The 19,144-nt window shown below is 68.0% G+C and carries 24 protein-coding genes; 13 read left to right on the top strand and 11 right to left on the bottom strand.

Features of this window, described 5'->3' with window-relative positions; all coding sequences use genetic code 11:
• Window positions 1-52 precede the first annotated feature (52 nt).
• The 6 genes from BT341_RS46515 (at window position 53) to BT341_RS45370 (ending at window position 5,922) form a co-directional block, all read left to right on the top strand.
• Window positions 53-1,039: a trypsin-like serine protease gene (locus tag BT341_RS46515; protein WP_084742911.1), complete on the top strand. Its 987-nt coding sequence runs from the start codon at window positions 53-55 to the stop codon at window positions 1,037-1,039.
• A gap of 643 nt (window positions 1,040-1,682) precedes the next feature.
• A complete protein-coding gene (locus BT341_RS46510) occupies window positions 1,683-2,975 on the top strand; it encodes an alpha/beta hydrolase family protein (protein ID WP_245805325.1) in 1,293 nt (430 codons plus the stop codon).
• Between the two features lie 158 nt (window positions 2,976-3,133).
• Window positions 3,134-3,868, top strand: coding sequence for a DUF3558 domain-containing protein (locus BT341_RS18820; RefSeq protein ID WP_245805019.1), 735 nt, complete (start codon window positions 3,134-3,136; stop codon window positions 3,866-3,868).
• Between the two features lie 199 nt (window positions 3,869-4,067).
• Entirely contained in the window at window positions 4,068-4,658 is a 591-nt protein-coding gene (locus BT341_RS18815) for an LppA family lipoprotein (RefSeq protein WP_177328851.1), read from the top strand.
• A 384-nt stretch (window positions 4,659-5,042) separates the two neighbouring features.
• Window positions 5,043-5,486, top strand: coding sequence for an LppA family lipoprotein (locus tag BT341_RS18810; RefSeq protein WP_072477551.1), 444 nt, complete (start codon window positions 5,043-5,045; stop codon window positions 5,484-5,486).
• A 31-nt stretch (window positions 5,487-5,517) separates the two neighbouring features.
• Window positions 5,518-5,922, top strand: a complete 405-nt coding sequence (locus BT341_RS45370; protein WP_177328708.1) for a hypothetical protein — start codon at window positions 5,518-5,520, stop codon at window positions 5,920-5,922.
• Window positions 5,923-5,953: 31 nt separating this feature from the next.
• Here BT341_RS45370 and BT341_RS18805 read toward each other — a convergent pair whose 3' ends face one another.
• The 4 genes from BT341_RS18805 to BT341_RS18790 form a co-directional block, all read right to left on the bottom strand.
• Window positions 5,954-6,643: a response regulator gene (locus tag BT341_RS18805; protein WP_072477550.1), complete on the bottom strand. Its 690-nt coding sequence runs from the start codon at window positions 6,641-6,643 to the stop codon at window positions 5,954-5,956.
• A complete protein-coding gene (locus BT341_RS18800) occupies window positions 6,640-7,845 on the bottom strand; it encodes a sensor histidine kinase (RefSeq protein WP_072477549.1) in 1,206 nt (401 codons plus the stop codon). Before BT341_RS18800 ends, BT341_RS18805 begins: the two co-directional genes overlap by 4 nt.
• 91 nt (window positions 7,846-7,936) lie before the next feature.
• The gene (locus BT341_RS18795) at window positions 7,937-8,542 is read right to left on the bottom strand and encodes a hypothetical protein (protein ID WP_072477548.1); all 606 of its coding nucleotides are present in this window, start codon (window positions 8,540-8,542) and stop codon (window positions 7,937-7,939) included.
• 118 nt (window positions 8,543-8,660) lie between these two features.
• Window positions 8,661-9,047, bottom strand: a complete 387-nt coding sequence (locus BT341_RS18790) for a nuclear transport factor 2 family protein (RefSeq protein ID WP_072477547.1) — start codon at window positions 9,045-9,047, stop codon at window positions 8,661-8,663.
• A gap of 103 nt (window positions 9,048-9,150) precedes the next feature.
• Between BT341_RS18790 and BT341_RS18785 the strand changes: the two genes are divergently transcribed.
• The 4 genes from BT341_RS18785 to BT341_RS46500 all read left to right on the top strand — a co-directional run bounded on the left by BT341_RS18785 (window position 9,151) and on the right by BT341_RS46500 (window position 11,163).
• Window positions 9,151-9,708, top strand: a complete 558-nt coding sequence (locus BT341_RS18785; RefSeq protein ID WP_072477546.1) for a TetR/AcrR family transcriptional regulator — start codon at window positions 9,151-9,153, stop codon at window positions 9,706-9,708.
• 35 nt (window positions 9,709-9,743) lie between these two features.
• Entirely contained in the window at window positions 9,744-10,121 is a 378-nt protein-coding gene (locus BT341_RS18780) for a VOC family protein (protein ID WP_245805018.1), read from the top strand.
• A gap of 218 nt (window positions 10,122-10,339) precedes the next feature.
• The gene (locus tag BT341_RS46505; RefSeq protein ID WP_245805017.1) at window positions 10,340-10,792 is read left to right on the top strand and encodes an amidohydrolase family protein; all 453 of its coding nucleotides are present in this window, start codon (window positions 10,340-10,342) and stop codon (window positions 10,790-10,792) included.
• A 221-nt stretch (window positions 10,793-11,013) separates the two neighbouring features.
• Entirely contained in the window at window positions 11,014-11,163 is a 150-nt protein-coding gene (locus tag BT341_RS46500) for a hypothetical protein (RefSeq protein WP_245805016.1), read from the top strand.
• 666 nt (window positions 11,164-11,829) lie between these two features.
• Here BT341_RS46500 and BT341_RS47330 read toward each other — a convergent pair.
• Together BT341_RS47330 and BT341_RS18765 are read right to left on the bottom strand one after the other, a co-directional pair.
• Window positions 11,830-11,955: a hypothetical protein gene (locus tag BT341_RS47330; RefSeq protein WP_281255993.1), complete on the bottom strand. Its 126-nt coding sequence runs from the start codon at window positions 11,953-11,955 to the stop codon at window positions 11,830-11,832.
• A complete protein-coding gene (locus tag BT341_RS18765; protein ID WP_072477545.1) occupies window positions 11,952-12,314 on the bottom strand; it encodes a cupin domain-containing protein in 363 nt (120 codons plus the stop codon). Before BT341_RS18765 ends, BT341_RS47330 begins: the two co-directional genes overlap by 4 nt.
• Before the next feature lie 18 nt (window positions 12,315-12,332).
• Here BT341_RS18765 and BT341_RS45365 point away from each other — a divergent pair, with 18 nt between their 5' ends.
• On the top strand, window positions 12,333-12,479 hold the full coding sequence (locus BT341_RS45365; protein WP_177328850.1) for a hypothetical protein: 147 nt from the start codon (window positions 12,333-12,335) through the stop codon (window positions 12,477-12,479).
• Window positions 12,472-13,338 (top strand): helix-turn-helix transcriptional regulator, encoded by an 867-nt coding sequence (locus tag BT341_RS18760; RefSeq protein ID WP_072477544.1) that lies wholly within the window; start codon window positions 12,472-12,474, stop codon window positions 13,336-13,338. Before BT341_RS45365 ends, BT341_RS18760 begins: the two co-directional genes overlap by 8 nt.
• 330 nt (window positions 13,339-13,668) lie before the next feature.
• On the opposite strand, the gene BT341_RS18755 is transcribed toward BT341_RS18760, so the two are convergent.
• From BT341_RS18755 to BT341_RS18745, 4 genes are all read right to left on the bottom strand, one after another.
• Window positions 13,669-14,526 carry an NmrA family NAD(P)-binding protein gene (locus BT341_RS18755; protein ID WP_072477543.1) on the bottom strand — a complete coding sequence of 286 codons (858 nt, stop codon included), beginning with the start codon at window positions 14,524-14,526 and terminating at the stop codon, window positions 13,669-13,671.
• Between the two features lie 100 nt (window positions 14,527-14,626).
• Window positions 14,627-15,160 (bottom strand): TetR/AcrR family transcriptional regulator, encoded by a 534-nt coding sequence (locus BT341_RS18750; protein ID WP_245805015.1) that lies wholly within the window; start codon window positions 15,158-15,160, stop codon window positions 14,627-14,629.
• Between the two features lie 537 nt (window positions 15,161-15,697).
• A complete protein-coding gene (locus tag BT341_RS45360; protein WP_177328849.1) occupies window positions 15,698-15,850 on the bottom strand; it encodes a hypothetical protein in 153 nt (50 codons plus the stop codon).
• Between the two features lie 177 nt (window positions 15,851-16,027).
• Window positions 16,028-17,326, bottom strand: a complete 1,299-nt coding sequence (locus BT341_RS18745) for an alpha/beta hydrolase (protein ID WP_143168585.1) — start codon at window positions 17,324-17,326, stop codon at window positions 16,028-16,030.
• Between the two features lie 219 nt (window positions 17,327-17,545).
• On the opposite strand from BT341_RS18745, the gene ligD reads away from it, so the two are divergent.
• The gene (gene ligD, locus BT341_RS47640; RefSeq protein ID WP_342750221.1) at window positions 17,546-17,926 is read left to right on the top strand and encodes a non-homologous end-joining DNA ligase LigD; all 381 of its coding nucleotides are present in this window, start codon (window positions 17,546-17,548) and stop codon (window positions 17,924-17,926) included.
• 753 nt (window positions 17,927-18,679) lie between these two features.
• Here the strand turns inward: ligD and BT341_RS18740 are convergent.
• A complete protein-coding gene (locus BT341_RS18740) occupies window positions 18,680-18,868 on the bottom strand; it encodes a hypothetical protein (RefSeq protein ID WP_072477540.1) in 189 nt (62 codons plus the stop codon).
• Window positions 18,869-19,144 lie beyond the last annotated feature (276 nt).

Below are 19,144 nucleotides of genomic sequence, written 5' to 3'. Positions count from 1 at the left end.
CGACGGGACCGGTGCCCGCCCAGCCTTGCGCCTGGGTCGGGCACCGGGCGGGATGCCCGACCTCAACCCCTCTTCCCAGGTCGGGCATCCCGCGACTGCTCGGCACCCGCCGCAGCAGAAACCGTTACCGAATCCTGGAAAACAACACATGCCTCTTCGAGAAAGCCTGCAGAAACTGACACTCGCCGGTCCCCGGCTGGCGTACCAGCAGGCGTTGGCAAAACTCGACACGCCGCCCCACGCGGCGGAATGTCCGATCGACGCACCATGGGTTGCCGCCATCCACTACGACGGCGGCGACCGCAGCGACTACTTCACCGGCGTCGGCGTCCTCATCGCCCCCGAGTGGGTCCTGACCTGCGCTCACTTGTTCAGTCCCGTCTTCGACCGGCCCGAAACCGGGGAACCGCCCACCGCCGACAAAACCTTCCACGTCCGCGTCGGCGACCCTCGCCTGTTCACCGGCACCCGGCACGCGATCGTCGACCGAATCGAAAACAACTACCGCCCCATCGACCCCCGTTCCGGAGAGCGCGAAAAATCCCGCAAGAATCGTCGCAAGCTCAGCGCCGACGTCACGCTCCTGCGACTGGCCACCCCGGCCGAGGCCGACCCCGCCCGGTTGCTCGCCGGGCCGATCGCCGAAGGCACCGCGGTGAGCTGCCTCGGCTGGCCCGGCGGCCCCGAACGGTCCGGGACGCTCACCCAGGTCAATACCCACATCGTGACCCACCTCGCCGGGCTGAGCGGCGCGATCAAGCCCGACGAATTCTGCGTCGCCAACGCCGACAAACCGGCAGACATGAGCAATGGCTGCTCCGGGGCGCCCACGGTGATCCTTCCCGAGCCCGAACACCACCCATCTCCGCTAGTGGCCGGCATCATCAGCCGTGGCGCACCGCTCGGGGACGACACAACCTCAGACCCCGCGATCGTCGTCGACCTCACCCGCCACCGCGAGTTCATCGAAACGACCACCGGCATCACGTTCCTCACCGCGCCCGACCTCGAGCAGCGCGCCGTCAAGGAAGCCGGATAGCCGCGCAAACCTCGCCGTCGACCGCAACGACACCATTCACGAAGATCGGAGAACTCGCAGCGTGACTAGTACGGCCCAGCATCCGAACAAGACACCCGCAAGCGACACCGCACTCATTCCGCGTGCCGAGCTGTTCGGTAACCCCGAGCAGATCGCGCCGTCGATCTCACCCGATGGCCGCTGGCTGGCATGGGTCGCCCCCGACGAGGGTGTGCTCAACCTGTGGGTCCGGCCCGTCGGCACCGACGAGGACGCCCGGCCCGTCACCGCCGACCGGGATCGCGGCATCTGCCAGTACAGCTGGGCACCCGACAGCGACCACCTCCTCTACTTCCGGGATCAGGGTGGCGACGAGGACGAGCACCTCTTTGACGTATCGGTGCGAAGCGGCGAAGTTCGCCACCTGACACCGTTCGACGGTGTCAAGGCCGTGCTGGTGGCCCAGAACGACCACATCAGCGACCGGGTCCTGATCGGACTCAACAACACCAACCCCCATCTGCACGATGTCTATGCACTGCACGTGGCGACCGGCGAGCTGACCAAGGTCCTCGACAACCCCGGACTCCTCGGATTCGTCGCCGACAGCCAGCTGCACGTGCGGGCCGGCGTCCGGCCCAACCCGGACGGCGGCCGGACAATCATGGTGCGCGAGGTCGACGGCGCGTGGCGCCCGCTGCTGACAGTCGACCGGACCGACGCGGGCAGCACCGTGCCGCAGGCGTTCGACCGGGACGGCCGCCGCCTGCTCGTGCAAACCTCGGCAGGAGCCAACACCGCACGGGTGCTCTGGATCGACGTTGCCACCGGCGAGCAGGAGGTGGTCGCGGAAGATCCGGACTACGACGTCAGCTCCGTCAGCACCGACGCGTTGACGCACCAGCCGCTCATCGTGTCGTTCGAGCGGGACCGCCTGCACACGCAGGCCCCGGACTCGGAGATCGAACGCGACCTGAACAAGCTGGCCGCACTCGATGACGGCGACCTGGTGGTGGCCTCCTCCGACCGGGAAAACCGCAGGTGGATCGTCTCGTACGTCCACGCCAACGGGCCCACGGCCAGCTACCTGTACGACCGCGCCACCAGCCAGCACACGTTCCTGTTCTACGACCGCCCTGGTCTCGCCGGCAGGCTGCACGACGTCGAACCGTTCTCGTTCACCGCTCGTGATGGCCTGCGGATCGACGGCTACCTGACGTTCCCGGAAGGGAACGCCGAGAAGGTGCCCACCGTGCTTCTGGTGCACGGCGGTCCCCGAGCGCGGGACGTGTGGCAGCTCCGCCCGGCAGCCCAGTGGCTGGCCGACCGCGGCTACCTCTGCGTCCAGGTGAACTACCGCGGCTCGACCGGCTACGGCAAGGCGTTCACCGCCGCCGGGAATCGCGAGTGGGGCGGCAAGATGCAGGACGACCTGCTCGACGCCGTCGCGTGGGTCGTGGAGGCCGGGTACGCAGACCCTGCCAGGATCGGAATCTACGGCGGCTCGTACGGCGGATACGCCGCCCTCGCCGCCGCGGCGTTCACCCCCGAGGTGTTCCGGTGCGCCATCGACGTGTGCGGGCCCAGCAACCTCGAGACGCTCCTGCGAGCGATACCGCCCTACTGGACTCCGATGGCCGCCGAGATGTACGAGGCGGTAGGCAACCCGGACACCGAGCCGGAGTTCCTGCGGTCACGATCGCCGCTCTCGCACGTCGAGAACATGAAGATCCCGCTGATGATCGTCCAAGGGGCCAACGACCCCCGGGTCCCGCAATCGGAGAGCGACCAGATCGTCGCCGCGCTGCGGAACAACGGCGTGCCTCCCGAGTATCTGCTGTTCGACGACGAAGGCCACGGGCTGGAGAAACCCGAGAACCGGTTGACGTTCTTCGCCAGGGCCGAGCAGTTCCTGGCCGAACACCTCGGCGGCCACTGCGAATCCGAACCCGCGTAACCCCTGCTGCGGCGCAGACAGTCCCGGATCGACGCGGGGCTGTCTGCGCCCGGCGGCCAGGACCTCGAGCCCCATACCCGACCGGCGTACGAGGCCACCCAGCCGAGGGCGACGCAGCCGGAGGGCCACCTTGTCACCGACACCATCCGGGAGCTCGCGTGAACAACACCGCACCATCCACATCGACTCGCCTCTCCGCGCTGGCATCACAGAGCCCGGCGCCACCACCAATGACCCGGCTCGGTGCAGTCGCTGCTGTTCTCGTCCTCTGCGCGGCGTGTTCGTCGGGTGTCCACGGCTCCCGAACCGCCCCGATCGACCAGCCGGAAAGCACTTCGGTAACGCCGTCCGTCGACGAGCCGGACACCACCTCGGTATCGCCGTCCGTGCCCTTCGGCGGCGCACCCGCCGTCGCCAATCCGCTGCCGAGAACCGTCCTTGACGGCGACCCCTGCACCGAAGCGCTCACACCCGACCAAGTCCAAGCAGCCATCGGCATCCAGGTTCCCGGTGTCCGAGAAGACTTAGCCTCGACCGGACCGGCATGCAGCTGGAGCAACGACGACACCTTCGGCTCGGTCGGCGTCTCCTACACCCTCAACACCCACACCGGCCTCAGCAGCGTCTACGCCAACACCCGGCCCAAGTCGGCGACCTGGCGGCCGCTCCCACCCGTTCAGGGCTTCCCCGCCGTCGCCCACTCCGGCAGCGCGGGTCAGAAACCGCCGTCGGATTTCTGCCAGGCCAGCGTCGGGCTCGCCGACACCTACTCCATCGACATCAGCCTGACCCTCGGCAGCAGCAAACGAGGCATCGCCGACCCATGCGGAGAACCACTTCGGCAGATCTGCGACCTCGTGATCACGACACTGCGCGCCAAAGTGCGCCCGTAAAGCACACCCGCGCCCCCGGCAGCCATCGACTCGCCGGGCCCAGCCCGGTCCCGGCACAGCAACTCTCGCCGAACAACCCGCCGATCCAGCCTGCATCACCACCCGCAACCCCGAAGGACGCCGATGACCGACCCCGCAATCCCTGACGACGCTGCGCACGTGAACGCCGCCGAACCGGATCGGTAGAAAGATGGCCCCCATGCCGAACAAAATCTTGTTGGCCGCCACAATGGTCGCGGGCACGCTCCTGTTCGCGGCCTGCGATGACGGCGGTCAATACCTCGGAACGCCGTCATCGGAGACAACAGTGCCCAGTCAGCAGCAGTACGCCGAACTCCTGCGGCGGCCGACGATTGATGAGGCTGTCGCCCGCTACGAACAAGCCCGCAAGACACTGCAGACGAGGTTGACCGACGAGCTCGGCATCCCCGGATGGGCCGACAAGCACGATGGTCGCCAGTCAGGTTGTGCTAACGAGTTCCCGGGGGTCGACAGCCGGGACGCGGTACGCACGTTTCTCAGCTTCATTACCGCACCCAAAGGGATCTCCGGTGAGCAATGGGCGGACGCGAAGCGCATCGCGACGGAAGTCGGCGCGGGCTCCGGGTTCACCAAACCAGGAGTGCAGACGAACAAACCGCCCACGTTCGAGTTCGAATTGCGGGACCAGTACGGAGCAACCCTGACGCTGTCGTCGGGCACGACGACGGTCATCTCCATCGAAACAGGCTGCCACCTGACCACAGAGGCAAAGGGGCGGATCAGCGCGAGCGCGACCACGCAACGATAGCAAGCGTTCTCAGCCGCGTCTGCATCTTGGCCGGACCTCGCCGAAATCACGCCAATCCGACTGCGGCTGCTTGGTTACCGCGTCGGCCAAGCCGGCCGGGGTCATCACCATGGCCTCGATCGTCCTCGCCTTCGTCGTGCCATTTCCTCGCACGGGCATAGCGAGTACACCCGCGCGACCCGGAGGGTGTCGACAGCCCCAGCAAGCACAACATCGCCGCGGTCGTGGCTGGCAAGCCGCAGCTGACGGTCCCCGCCCACCAGGGAAGTTGATCACGTGTTGTCACGAGCATGGCAGCTGGCCGCGGCGCTGGCGACCGTTGTGGTGTTGACCGGGTGTAGTGATGGCCACGAGTATCTTGATCCTCAACCGACAGGACCGTCGATGTCGGAGCAACAGCAGCAAGCACAGCTGGCGACCAGGCCGACACTGAGTGAGGCGATCATCGGCTACGAAAAGCTGCGGACCGCACTGCGCAAGCGTCTCACCAGGGACTTCGGGGTCACCGGGTGGACTGAAGAACCCAACTCGGCCGAGTTCAGCGGCTGCGCGCCGCAGTTCCCCGCGTTGACCGAGCAGGAGGCGGGCAAGAAGTTCCTCCCCCGCTGGTATGCGCCGACTTCTCTGCTGTCCCGCTGGAACGAGGTGAAACCTGTCGTGCGGGAGATCGTCGGCGGGCTCGGGTTCACCACGGTGGCGCTGGACGCGAACCAGGCCGGCGACGCTGAGCTGAACCTCACCGACCAGCTAGGCGCTCAGCTGTCAGTCGGGACGAGCAGCAACACTGTCCTGTCGTTAACTACGGGCTGCCATCCGATCAAGAAATAGGCCGGGGTCGCAAGGAGACCGGCCGCAACCTGTGGACCCGCGCGAAAGCCGCTTCGCCTACCGCGGCCGTGAGCATCACCGCCTCGACCAGGTCTATCTCGCCCGTATCGATCAAACCACGCGACGCACCTCGACCCGGCATTCCGCCAATGAGCGAGCCGGTCTGATCGAACGCCGCTGGCGGCTAGCCGCGGCGGTTCCGACCTGTCGGGACAACGTCTGCCTGCTGATCCTTGTCGCAAGAAGGGGAACCGGTGCCACCGTGCCGGGCATGATCGGCTTCACGCTACCGAAGATCCGCCGCCTGCTCACCAAACTCGTCCTGCGTGTCACCGACGCCGCCGACCACATCCGGGCCCGGTCATCCTTCCGCCGCCGACGACAACACCAAGTCCGACTCAGCCACTACAAACGCCGCGGCTCCCCACTCACCTAACTGCCACTGCAGTGCTGACGGGACCGGCCCGTCACCTGTTCCGCTGGGCTGGGTCCTCCTCGGTGTGGATCCCATGCCGGTGCGCGTACACGATGGCCTGCGGGCGGTCGCGGCTGCCGGTCTTGGTGAAGATCTGATTGATGTGAGTCTTTACCGTGGAGCGACTCAGGTACAGCCTGGCGGCGATCTCCGCGTTGGACAGTCCCTGCGCGATCAAGCCGAGCACTTGGCCCTCGCGTTCGGTGAGGCCGTCGGGGAGGGTGGCGTCCTTCCTGGCGTGGCCTGGGTCGTTGCGGCGGCTTGCGTGGATCAGTCGGGCGGCGGCGAGCGGGTCCAGCATGGTGTGGCCGGAGGCGGCGGCCTTGATGGCGCGGTGGATGTCCGCGGCGGAGGCGTTCTTCGTCAGGTAACCGGTGGCGCCTGCCTCGAGTGCGGCGAGGATGGAGTCGTCGTCGGTGTAGGTGGTGAGGACCACGACGGCCGTGGCCGGCCGCTCGGTCTTCAGCCGGCGTGTGGCCTCGACGCCGTCAGTGCCGGGCATGTGAAGGTCCATCAAGACCACGTCGGCCTCGTGCTCGACGGCGAGCTCGACGGCCTGCGCGCCGTCCGCGGCCATCCCGGCGACGTGCACCCCGTCGACGGCGCTGAGAATGGTGGCCAGGCCCTCGCGCACGACCCGGTGGTCGTCAGCGATGATCACGGCGGTCGGGGTGGGGCTCATCGGTCACTCCCGTCGCTGCGGTGGCCCGGGTTGGCCTGCTGGTAGGGGATGCGTGCGGTGACCTGCCATCCGCCGTTGGGCGTAGGGCCCGCTCGGAGATCGCCACCCGCCTGCCCGACGCGTTCCCGCATGCCCTGGAGCCCGAATCCGCCGCCGCTCGCGCGCGGCGCCGGGGGTGTGTTCGGGCCCGGGGCGGGTCTCGCATTGCCGACCTGTACGGCCACGTCCCGCGGACCGAAGCCAACCCGCACGCTCACGCGCGTGCCCGGTGCGTGTTTGGCGGCATTGGTCAGTGCCTCCTGGATGAGCCGGTAGAGCGTGAGCGTGGTGTCGGCATCGAGCTCCTGCTGGCCACCATCCAGCTCGAGCGCTGCCTGATGGAGTTCGCAGAGCCGTTCGAGCTGCGCGGCCAGCGGTGCGCTCTCGCCGCGCAGCGCGCGGACGGCCTGGCTTGCCTCGTCCAGGCCCGTACTGACCAGCTCGTGACCGAGCTCGATCTGGGTGATGAGCTTCTCGCGTGGCGCGTCGTTGCGGGCGAGAGTGTCGATCGCGGTGAGCTGGATCGACAAGGCGCCGAGAGTATGGGCGAGCACGTCGTGCAGTTCGCGGCCGAGACGGTTGCGTTCAGCGGCGAGTTCCGCCTCGGCCCGAGCGAGCTCGGTACGCCGGCGTTCGGTGGCGACCAGTGTGCGGTCACGGGCTCGCTGGTCGATCTCGCGTCGGCTCGCACCGGCCACCAGCCCGCCCAGGGCCACGGCGGCGGTGGCCAGCAGGCGCCCGGGAAACAGCCCATGAGGTATCGCTGCGAGGCAGTAGGCGACGGGAGCGGCGGTGGACAGCAGGAGGGCTGCGAGCGGATCGAATGCGACGGCGGCTGTGCTCGCCGCAACGCCGGTGAAGATCAGCCCGTTGGCATCGGTGACGGCGATCACCGCCCCGGCCGCGCACATCACCGCGACGACCGCGGCCACACGCGCACCTCGCGCGCCGGCGATCAGGACGATCCAGGCAAGCACGGCGACGGCCAGGGCGACGGGCGCCACGACTCCGGGGTCGGCGGGGAACGTGGCAACGTTGATCCAGATCGACACGCCCAGCCCCACCAGCATGGCCGCGAACCGCGCCCGCGGGTCGCGGATCACGCCGCTCAGCCCGATCCCGGGATGATCCGCGCCCGGGGTGAATCTGCCGACGATATTCATCAGTACGGAGTATTCCAGAGCGGTATGCCTGAAGAACGCGCCCGCAGCGTGCGGACAGGCCCGACGATCCCGCTGAGCAGCGGTATGAGGATCACCGCCTACCGCCCGTTACACGCGCGGCACCCACGACCGATCCTTGCGCCACGACCGTGTCGGCCTGGGCCAGGCGCGCCCGGCGTCGCACCCACAGCCCCAGACTGCGGAACAGGCTCATGCTCACGGACAGGAAGATGAAGCCGTTCGTCAGAGCGACCTCGCTCAGGTGATGGCTGGTCATGAACTCGCCGAGCCCGACCGGAAAGATGTGCTGGGCGCCGTAGGCGAAGCCGAGCCGGGCTGCGGTCACGGCGACCCAGACCGCCGCGTAACCAACACCCGAGCGGCTGACCGCGGCGGGCCTGCCCGAGGAGGGCGAGGCGCGCGGCCAGCGGCGTCGCCAATCCGGGTGGTAGTCGACGGACACCAGCAGCGGGCAGACCGCGAACAGCCCGAGCGCCGCCCCGGCCAGCGCGCTGGCGCCTTGCAACAGCAGGTCGTTGCCGCCGGTGGGCAGCGAGGTGAAGAAGAACGGCACGATGAGGGCGACGCCGATGATCGGCCGTCCCACCCGGAACCAGCCGATCTTGCGGCGGCCGAGATCGGACTCGAGCACCACGGCCAGAATCGCCAGCTGCATGATCACGATGTTCGCTGTCATGCCCCCACCCTCGCCGCGATGCCCGGTCCTGCCATCGGCCTCCGGGCTGGTCACCGGGCGGGAATGCGAGAGCGGGGGGTGGAGACCGCGGTCCACCCGCCCTGCCGATGGCCGGCGCTTAGACGAAAAAAGCGTTCATGCCGTTGACGTCGGACAGGTAGGTCTCGATGGCGGCGATCTTGCCGTCGCGCAGCCGGCAGACGGTGGACAGGTACTCGTCCAGCCGGGCCTCGCCCCGGCGGGCGGTGTTGTGCAGGGACAGGGCCATGTTCTCGCGGCTGACCAGGATGTGCAGCAGTTCGAAGCGGAGGCCGTAGGAGGCGATCTTCTTCGCCCGCTCCACGACCGCCTCGGCGCCCTCCGCGGTGCCGGAGATCGTGTTGTCGCCTGGCAGGGTCCAGGTGACGTCGTCAGTGAGCAGCGACCGGATACCGGCCCAGTCCCCCGCGACGAGGAAGGCGTGGAACTGCTTGCCGAGTTGATGAGCGGCCTCGTACTGGGACATGAGTCCTCCAAGGACCTTAAAGCGGCGATCTTTGCTTTAGTCGACGTTAGCTGAAGGTCCCCTAAAGCGCAACTCATTGCTTTAAGCTGGCAGGGTGTGCACCATGAGCAAAGACAGCCGCCCCGGAGGCCGGAGCGCCCGCGTGCGCGCCGCTGTTCACCGGGCGACGGTCGAGCTGGTCCAGGAGTCCGGCGCCGACAAGGTGACGATCCCCGCGGTGGCCCGCCGCGCCGGCGTCAACCCCAGCTCGGTCTACCGCCGCTGGGGAACGACCGCCGCGCTTCTGGCGGACGTCGCGGCCCAGCAGCACGAGGAGGGTGCGCCCGAGCTGCTCGGCGACCTGCGGGGCGACCTGGAGCGGACGGCGGTATGGACGCTGGCGGACCTGACCCGGCCCGGCGGGGTGGCGTTCTTCCGCGCCGAGGTGGCACCGGACGTGGACGACCGCCGCGCCGGGTTGAGCGAGTGCCTGCGGCGGGTGAGCGGTCGGTTCCGGATCGCCCTGGAGGCCGCGGCCGAGCGCGGCGAGAAGACGCCCTCACTGGAGCAGGTGCTGGACCGCGTCGTCGCTCCGATCTACTTCCGGGTGGTGTTCTCGATTCCGGAAACCGACGAAGACTACGCCCGCGCCCTCGTCGGCGAGCTATGCGACCGCGGGTAGCCGCGATCTCCGTGCACCAGCGCGCTACCGTCGGCGTGCTGCTCGTACTCGCGCCGGTTATGCTGATGATGGCTTCGCCGGTGAACTTCCTGCACCACACCAGCTGGCAGGTCGACGACATCGACGACGTCTGCAGGGGCGCCTGCGCCATACTGGGCGGCCACCCCGAACGGCACGTGTGGGGCCTCGACCGCCACCACGCCGGCTCGGACTTCTTCTTGTGCCTCGAGGATCCCGCCGGCAATTTCTCCGAGTACTACTCCGACATGGACTGCATCCCGGAGGACGACATCTGGAAACCGTGGGCTGGGAAGGCGCGAAGGGCCCTGTTCGACTGGGGGGCCGCCGCCACCGTCTTTCTGGAACCCGAGGACCTGGCAGGGCTGATGACGGGGCAGCAGACCCGCGGCTGACCGCCTGGTTTCAGCGGACATCGTTGTTGTGCCGAAGAAGGGGTTAATCGAGATGGCCGAAGCCGTGGGAAGCGAAGTGAACGTCATGGACACCAGCGTTTCGACGGGCCGGATCGACCTGCACCAGCACCTCGTCCCCCCCGGGGTATCGCGAAGCGTTCGAGGCGGCGGGCGGGGGTCACTCGCTGCCGGAGTGGACGCCGTCGGACGCGCTCGCGATGATCGACGAACACGCCATCGCGACCGGGGTGCTGTCGCTCTCGGCGCCGGGCACCCACTTCGGTGACGATGCGGCCGCGCGACGACTCGCGTTGCGGGTCAACGAAGCCGGGGCGGAAGTGGTCAAGGACCGGCCCGACCGGTTCGGCTTGTTCGCGTCCGTGCCCCTGCCCGATGTGGACGGTGCGCTCGACGCGATCGCCCACGCCTTCGACCTTCTGCGGGCCGACGGCGTCATCCTGCTGACCAACTACCGCGGCGTGTACCTCGGCGCGCCCGAGCTCGACCCGGTGTTCGGCGAACTCGACCGCCGGGGCGCGCTCGTGCTCGTCCACCCCGCGGAGCCGCCCGCCCCGGTCGTGCCCGGGCTGGCCCCGCCCGTCGTCGACTTCCTGCTCGACACCACCCGAGCCGCGGTCAATCTGGTCCTGCACGGCGTCCCGAGCCGCTAGCCGAGAGTGCGGATGATCCTCTCGCACGCGGGCGGGTTCCTGCCCTACGCGGCGCACCGCATCGCCAACCTGATCGGCGCGAACGACCTGGTGACGTCGGACTCCCGGCTCGACCAGGAGAAAGTGCTGGCAAGCTTGGGAACCTTCGGGTTCGACACCGCGCTCTCGGGCAGCCCGACGGCTCTGCCCAGCTTGCTAGCCTTCGCCCGCCCGGGCACGTGGTGTTCGGCTCCGACTGGCCCTTCTCCCCCAGCGAAGGGGTCGGCTACTTCACCGGCGGGCTCGACGCCTTCCCCGGCATCGACGCGGCCGGACACGCGGCGATCGACCGCGGCAACGCCGAGGCTCTGCTCCCACGGCTGGCCGGCTGACCCGAAGGAGAACCGATGACCGGAAACCCGCTCGCCAGTCTGTGTTCTCCGCATCTGGCTCGCAGACCGGCACAATGCGGCCCGAACTCCGGGCACTGCATTGAAGTCAATCTTGCCCACCCTGCCCTGCGATCAATCAGCGCTACCTCAAGTCGTCCACGATCCTGACCACCAACGTCGGATCGCTGACTGGGCAACGACTTTCGGCGACGCCACCGTCGCCGCCACCATGCTCGATCGGCTGCTGCACCGGGCCACCGTCGTCGGCATCGACGGACCGTCCTACCGGCTCCGCCCCACCAAGCCACCTCCGACAAACTCCGCCAGGCGGCGAACGCACATGTCTCCTGACACCTCCACCCAGAGCATCGCCAAGATCTGCCGGCTCTGCTCCGAGCTGTTCATCGCCATCGGCTGCCAAGCCAAGACCCGGCTCAACTGCTCACCGCTCAGCAAACGCGCCGCCGCCGGGCAACGCGCTGCCACCCAGCTCACCTCCGGCGGCAGCAACGCCACCCTCAACAAGCCGGTGTCGGCGCCTGCGGCGCCGACACCGGGACCGGCTGCGCCGGTCCCGCTAACCGCCGCCCAACGCGACTGCCCGCACCGCGACCGTCCCGCGGATGCGTCCCCCTCCGGCGGACCCGGCCGCCGCCCCAGTTTCGGTCATGCCAGCGCGAACTCGCTGAAGCCGAACTCGCGGGCCAGCGGCGGCAGGATCGGGTTGAGCATCTGCTGGCCCGCCATCAGGCCGAACACGGCCAGACAGACGACGAGAACCGGACGTTTCATACCACGGCCTTCTCGTGCTCGGTGCCGGCCCGGGGCGTGATCGAGAGCAGGTCGCCGGGCTCGCCGACCGTCAGGCGGTGCCAGCAACCGGGCGGGACGAGGAACGACCGTCCGGCCGTCAAGGTGACCACGTGCCCCTCGTCCCGCAGGTGGACATGCAGCTCGCCGGACAGCACGACAAGGATTTCGTGGCCTCCGGGGTGGCGTTCCCAGACGTCCGAGTGCACGGCCCGGTCGGATTCGGCGTGGAACGCGCCGACTGTCCACAGGCCGGGTGCGTCGCGACGGTTCACCAGCTTGGCCACCCCACCGGCGTGCAACTGAATCAGGGTGCTGAACAGGTCGTAGTTTTCGAACACGTTCCGAAAATAGCACCGGTGGCCGCGGATGTCGACCAGCTTGCAGGCATGATGGTGGGGACATGCGACGACATCCTCGACCGCGGCGGCTGGGAGAATCTGAACTTCCCCCTGCCCCATATCGGCGGCGGCCCGCCGCTGCAACGACGCAGCAGAGGTGGCTGAGCGCGGCGCCCAGCTGCGCGAGCACATCGACCTATCCCCCGGCCCGGCGCTGGTACTCCGAGCGATCGGCGAGCTGCTCACCGGTTCCGCCGACACCGCAGCCGAGCTGGCGCAACGCGCGGCCACGGCGGCGCACCAAGCCCGCGACCCGGAGTGGCTGCTCTACGCCCACGGCCTCCACGGCCGAGCGGAGTACCTGCGCGGCAATCCGGTGGACGCGGCCCGCTGGCTCGCCGAGGCGAGCACGATCGGCCACGAAATAGGCTACCTCGACCCGGCGTTCTTCCTGCTCGACGCCGACCTAGCGGAAGCGCTCGTCGTCTCCGCTAATCCAGACAAAGCCACAGAAGTCGTCACCGAAGCCCGAACCCGCGCGGACCACCTGGGCCGCCCGGTGGTCCTCCTGGGCCTGACCCGAGCGGCAGCCCAGATCCGTGCAGCCCGCGGCGAACCTCGCCAAGCAGCCGACGACCTGCGAGCGGCGCTTCCGGCCGAACACCCGTACCCGCTGGAAGTGGCCCGTGCCTGGTTCACCCTGGGCCAGCTTGAGCGGAAAGCTCGCCGCCGAGCCGCAGCAGCGACGGCCCTCCGCGAAGCCCACCGCCGTTTCACCCTGGCAGGCTGCACGACGTGGCGACTCCGTACCGAGCGTGAAACAACCCAGCTCGAGCCCCACAACACACCGCTGACAGAAGTAGAATGCCGCATCGCGACCCTCGTCCGCGACGGCGCGACCAACCAGAAAATAGCGACCAGCTTGCACCTGTCGGTCAAAGCAGTCGAAGCCAACCTCACGAAGATCTACCGCAAGACCGGCACCCACAACCGGGTTGAACTGGCCCAGCACCTCGACGAGTGAACTGAGCCCGCACTGTCCCAAGCACGGCCACCGCATCCGTGGTCGCCCGCCTCGGTCCTCCAGCCCGTAGAGCTCCTCTCCGGCCATCCGCTAGCCTCCGGGCCGCCGCCGGAAATTGGGCGGCCTCGAACGGATTCGCGATCGGCAGCCCAATGGCCTGTCAGCATCGGAATTCCGGTCGCCGTCGATCCGGCACTCCGGTTGCGGGATGACCGAGGTTGTCGTGCAGCCGTGTATCAGCGAACGCGCTGTCATGAGTTCCGTGCGCTCGGCTGCTCTTTGCTGACCGTCTCTCGCTGTCGGCTCGAACCGACCGGAACCTTTGATCGGTCAGGCGCTGATCCGGTCGGTGAGCAGGTCGGCGACCGTGCGTGGTTCGCGGCCGAGGAGTTGGGCCAGTAGTGGGTCGGTTTCGGCGAAGTGGCCGCTTCGGGCAGCGTGAAAGAACCGGATCAGCATGTGAGCCAGGGGCTCGGGTGTGCCGGCCGCGATCTTGTCGGCGAGCCACCGCTCGTCGTCGACGACGACTCGCCTGATGTCGCGACCGGTGAGTTCGGTGACCGTAGTGGCGATGTCGTCGAAGGTGACGGCATGGCGCGCGGTGAGGGTGACAGGACCGTCGAAGGGACGCTGCCCGGTGAGGATGATCGCCGTGGCTTCGGCCGCGTCGGCGCGGTCGGTCCACGAGACTGGGCCGTCGGCTGGCGCGGCGATGACACCGGTCTGCTGCCACGGGCCGAGCAGCCAGTCGAGACTGTGCGCGTAGAAGCCGTTGCGAAGTGAGGTCCAAGCGACTCCCGACTGCGCGAGCAGTGCTTCGGTGCCGGCGTGCTCGTGTGCCGGGTCGAACGGGCTGTCGCTGCGCACGTTCTGGTGGCTGGTGTACAGGATGCGCTGGGCCCCTGCGGCGACCGCGGCCTTGATTGCATTGCGGTGTAGGCCGATTCCGTCGGCGTCGGGGTCGTTCTGGGACACCAGCAGTACCTGTTCGGCACCCTCGAACGAGTCACGAAGTGCGGCCGGGTCGTCGTAGGAGCCACGCCGTACGCGCACGCCGCGGTCGGCGAAAGGCTGTGCCTTGGCGACGTCGCGGACGCTCACGCCGATCCGGTCCGCGGGGATGCGCTTGAGCAGATGCTCGACGGTAGCGCCGCCCAGGGCGCCGGTCGCGCCGGTGATGACGATCACGATTGTTGCCTCCGTTGCGTTAAGGAGTCGGTACCGCTCGGTCCGTCCCGATATCGGGATTCCGTCGGCCGTCAGGCCGGACAAAGGCGCGCTTCACCACTCACTCGCGCTGGAGCAGCGGCAGCAAGATGTCGTCCACGATGTGCTCAACGAAGCCCTCGTCGCTGGGCTCCCCGACGAACACGAGCCGGTGCACGATAAGCGCCGGAACGATCTCGGCGAACAGTGCTGCTGCTCCGGGGACGAGGTGTACGCCCCGCACGCCACCGAATGACTGCTCGATCATCGCCGCTTCGTCACGTCGCCGGATCCGCCGCATTTCCGCCGCCAGGTCCGGATCGCTGCGCATGCCGGCGAACAGAGCGCCGAGCAGCCCGATCTCCTGCCCTGCGATCTGCCCGGCCAGCCATTCCACGGTCTGCAGCAGGGCCTGCCGGAGATCTCCGGTCCGAATCGCGGGAGGCACGCTCGCCGCGCGGTGCTCGACCGCCGCGGCCACCAGCGCGGCCTTGTCGGCGTGGCGCCGGTAGACCGTCGGCTTGCCGACCCCGGCCTCGGCCGCAACCGCCTCAATGGACAACTGGTCATATCCGACCTCGACCAGCAGTTTCAGCGTCGCGTTGAGGATCGCCACGTCACGGCCGGCGTCACGTGGCCTGCCCCGGACAGGCTCGGCATCACGGGTACGAGGCACACTCACCTCGATTTATGAAACGACACGGTCACGTAATCTAATGTAGGCCTGTGTGCGCCGGAGATCAACGACTGCGAACACGTCGCCACCGGCGACACCGCAGCGGCGGGCACGGCGTGCGCGGGCAACGCGGTCAAGCCGATGACCACGGCCGAGGTGGCCCCGGTGAGGCACCACGACAGACGAGACGGTTCATCGGGCCCCCTTCCCCCGAGAAAGGCCAGTCCGCTGCCACGACCCTGGCGTGTGCTGGTCACCACCATCGACGGCGTCGACGCCCTTTCGCAGCACTGACCGTGATCAGCTCCGCGAGCTTGCGCTGCTCGGCCGTTGGCCGCCGCTTACAGGCGCTCCGCTTCGCCGGCACGCGCAGGCTGGTGGTCTTTGACGCTCCCTGTCAGCTCGGCCATCACGTCCGCCTCGTGGGCGTGGGTGCGTCGTATGGGTTGCGGGCCGGTTGACCCTCGTGCTGGGTGCTCAGGCGCCGATGCGGCTGTAGATGCGGTTGGCCAGGGATGCGGTCGGCCAGGGATGCGGCCAGCTGGTTAGCGTGCTCAGCGGCTCCAGCTGCGCGAACTGCCCGAGCAGCCCCGCTGCGGGGTAGGCCTCGGCCCACGACATCAACGCCACGCACTGCTCTCGCCGCCCTCGCGCCGCCAGCCTGGATTCCTGTGGCCTCGTCGCTCATCGTCGCGTCTCCTTCCCCGCGTCTATTGTCTATGCCGCCCGGAGTAGACCGAACCGTCCGTGGTCAAGTGGTGACCCTGTGGCTGACAGCTGCTCACCAGGCTGGGCAGCCGGTGTGGATTAATGCTGGTGGGTGAACCAGTCCAGCATCATCGGGACGGCTCGGTCCCGGGTGTCGAAGTGATGGATCCCGCCCAGGTTCACCAGTGGCACGTCCGCGCCTGAGGCGCGCAGTTGCTGTTGGCAGTTCTGTGAATTGGCGAAAGCGACCTGTTCGTCGCCGCTCGCGGCGAACAGCCTCATTGGCACGCTCGGGCGCCATCCCGCACAGGTGCCGTCACTGGCTTGGAAGGCTTGCAGGAGCTGCCCCTGCGGGTTGAGCAGCCGCCGACGGTAGCTGTCGGTCAGCAGATCGTCGGGATTCGCGGGCAACGCCGGGAAGATCACCGCTTCCTCGTGAGAGCCGTCGAACAGCGACTCGACCGTCTTGTCGTACGGCGCTTTGAAGACCTCCGACGGATCACGGTAGACATGGAACAGTCGATTCATCGACACCGTGGCGTAGGCCAGGTAGAACGCCGTGCCCGGCTGGTCGAGCGTCCTGGTGACCAGCCCCGCCGGAATTTCCGCGTACTGGGCGTCGAAGGGGCCGCTGATTGTCGCGACCCCGGCCAGCCGCAGCCTCGGGTCGACGCCGGACTGCAGAGCCTTCGCCAGCGCCATCGCGGCCTGTCCACCCTGCGAGAACCCGGTCACGCGCACGTTCGCGTCCAACTTGCGACCGTGCCGTCCGGCAACAGTCCGTGCCGCGCGAAGCAGGTCGAGCGACGCCGAGGTTTCGGTCGCCGCGTTCAGGTACGGGTGGTACCCGGGTCCGTAGCCAAGTCCGAGGTAGTCCGGTGCGATCGCGGCGTATCCAGTGGAACCGATGAGCAAGGCCGTGTACCGGTCATCGTTGGTCTTCTCCCTGGTCGCGACGCCCGTGCGGGCCGACCGGGTACCGTGTTCGAACACCAGCGGACGCAGCATGCCGCCGCCGTCGCGCGGCAGCACGACGAGACCGCTGGCCGTGGTCGGGAAGCCGTTGGCGTCGACGGTGCCGTAGAGGATGGTGTATGCGTCGACACCGTAGTTGGTCTTCGGGTTCGTTAGGCTTGACTTGGCCACGACCACGCCGATGTCCTTCTGCGATACCGACTGCGTGTCGAGCGTGGCCAGAAAGGTTCCACGCCATGCGTTTCGTGTCGCCGCCGCGGTATCGGCGACTGCGGGCGACGCCGAGGCGAGCACAAGCGCGACACCGAGAGCGGCGGACGCGACGGCGATCACACGACGTCCGCCGCGACGATTCCGACGTAGCTTCAAACTCATGAGAAAAGCCTGGCTGAGAAGAACCGCAGCACCCAGCCGGTACACCACCGGCTGCACGGTAGGGAGAACCCTACTTGCCCGCGCCCACCGACATAGGCTCGCCAGCGAGAGCAGTACCCAGTAACAGCTCAAGCACGCTCGCTGGCGTCAGTTCAGGCGGCGGCGGTTGCCGACCTGCATCAACCGTTGATGCGACGACGAATTTCGATCGGTGGCTGCGACGAGAAGCATCAGTCATGACGGTTAAAGTCGCTGAAGCCAGTCAACGTGTTGCAGCGCATCCATAACAACTTCACCAAGAGCGATGTGATCAACTACTTCTCAGGTGCCGCGAACGTCCTGTTGCCGCACCTGGCGGGCCGACCGATGACGTTGTTTCGCCTCCCGGATGGTGCCGGCGGCCAGCAGTTCTTCGAGAAGAACGTCCCGAACGGCGCCCCGACTGGGCTACCCACGGTCCGGCTACCCAACCGCAAGCCGATCTCGCCGCAGCGACGGCGAGACCGAGTACGCCCTGCTCGACGAACTCGCCACCCTGGTGGGCGGCGAACATGGCCGCCCTCGAAGTCCAGGTCCCACAGTGGCGCGTCGACACAAGTCCGTCGGCTACCGCCGGATCTGCTGGTGTTCGACCTCCAGGATCCATAACGTTTACGCGACCGCGACGGCCGGGTTGAGGATCCGCGCCGGACGTGCGTCGACGAAGCGGGGCCGGAGTTGGTCAGGCAGAGGTGGGCGCCGAGGACTTCGGTGGTGGACATGCCCCGCAGGGTGACGATTTGTCCCCAGGCGGCGCAGCGCCCGATTGGCGGCAAGGAACAGGTCGGTGGCCGAGTCGACCGTCAAGGTGATCATCTGGTCACCGACAGCTAGTCGCGGAGCAGGGCGTTCCGCTGCACGTCAGTGAGGGCTGCCAGCCACACAGCCTGCGCAGTCATACAGTCGTGGAGGCCGATCGCGGGCCGGTAGCCCAGGACGCGGCTGGCCAGGGTGAGTGCGGGCTTCGGTGGCGCGCACGTCGTCGGCCTGATCGTCGAGTTCGGCGACCAAGACGGCACGACAGGTGACCTCGCGGGCCAGCTGGAGTGCCTGCCGCATGGTGATGCTGGCCCTGCCGTCGACGTTGACGACCGCAGCCTAAGTCCGAGTCCGACGCGCCGGCGAGGTCTCGGACGCGGATCTCCACCTCTCGCATGGCCACGAACACGGTGACGTCATACTCACCGAGTAGGAATTGCCGCTCGACGAGCTGGGCGATGCGCGGGTGCAGCGACATCCCCAGCCGTTCGGCAGCAGCGAGCTTGCCGACGCCGTACCGTAACGTCTCGTCGCCCAGGCGACTGACGACATATGCGTCTGCAGACGGCTGCGACGGATCACGTACGACCAGGCCGTGAGTCATCAACCAACTCCGGCCTTCTGACAGCGCGCGGCCCATTTCACGATCCCGGGCGGTTCCCCGTTGCTCGCGCTTCTCATCCAGTTCTGCCAGTTCCAGCCGTCTCCAGTCTTGTAGTCGTGCACGATCAACAAGGCGAGCGCGTCGATCGGCAGGGCCAGCGTCTCGGCTCTCGGCCGCGTCCAGGTCATCTGAGTTCGGCGTCCTGTCGTCGTCGCGACCTACCGTCGTCGACCGAGCCGACCTTGTCACGAGTGCTCGCAGCGACGCTGCAGTCTGACCTTCTATGTGACTTGCGTCGTTCAACGCTTTCCCATACCGACTTCGAGCTGCTCGCCCGGCCCCTTCAGCTCGCTCGACAGCGCGATGGCCGCACCAACAACGCGGCCGGCCAGGCCTCCGGTCACAGACATCGACTTCGGGGCTCCGGGCTGAGCAGTGCCACGGACGCCCGCTTGGCCGAGCAC

It is taken from the genome of Amycolatopsis australiensis, assembly GCF_900119165.1.
Taxonomy (GTDB): Bacteria; Actinomycetota; Actinomycetes; order Mycobacteriales; family Pseudonocardiaceae; genus Amycolatopsis; species Amycolatopsis australiensis.
The sequence above is the reverse complement of the archived record's forward strand: the minus strand, read 5'-3'. Positions and strand labels throughout refer to the sequence as shown.

Bases quoted from the DNA above. Each gene is read 5' to 3' on its own strand.
- BT341_RS18805 (WP_072477550.1), bottom strand. From the start codon at position 6,643: ATGAGCCCCACCCCGACCGCCGTGATCATCGCTGACGACCACCGGGTC.
- BT341_RS18795 (WP_072477548.1), bottom strand. From the start codon at position 8,542: ATGACAGCGAACATCGTGATCATGCAGCTGGCGATTCTGGCCGTGGTG.
- BT341_RS46510 (WP_245805325.1), top strand. From the start codon at position 1,683: ATGGTGCGCGAGGTCGACGGCGCGTGGCGCCCGCTGCTGACAGTCGAC.
- BT341_RS18740 (WP_072477540.1), bottom strand. From the start codon at position 18,868: ATGACCTGGACGCGGCCGAGAGCCGAGACGCTGGCCCTGCCGATCGAC.
- BT341_RS46515 (WP_084742911.1), top strand. From the start codon at position 53: ATGCCCGACCTCAACCCCTCTTCCCAGGTCGGGCATCCCGCGACTGCT.
- BT341_RS18800 (WP_072477549.1), bottom strand. From the start codon at position 7,845: ATGAATATCGTCGGCAGATTCACCCCGGGCGCGGATCATCCCGGGATC.
- BT341_RS47330 (WP_281255993.1), bottom strand. From the start codon at position 11,955: ATGAAACGTCCGGTTCTCGTCGTCTGTCTGGCCGTGTTCGGCCTGATG.
- BT341_RS46505 (WP_245805017.1), top strand. From the start codon at position 10,340: ATGATCGACGAACACGCCATCGCGACCGGGGTGCTGTCGCTCTCGGCG.
- BT341_RS18785 (WP_072477546.1), top strand. From the start codon at position 9,151: ATGAGCAAAGACAGCCGCCCCGGAGGCCGGAGCGCCCGCGTGCGCGCC.
- BT341_RS18815 (WP_177328851.1), top strand. From the start codon at position 4,068: ATGCCGAACAAAATCTTGTTGGCCGCCACAATGGTCGCGGGCACGCTC.
- BT341_RS18790 (WP_072477547.1), bottom strand. From the start codon at position 9,047: ATGTCCCAGTACGAGGCCGCTCATCAACTCGGCAAGCAGTTCCACGCC.
- BT341_RS18810 (WP_072477551.1), top strand. From the start codon at position 5,043: ATGTCGGAGCAACAGCAGCAAGCACAGCTGGCGACCAGGCCGACACTG.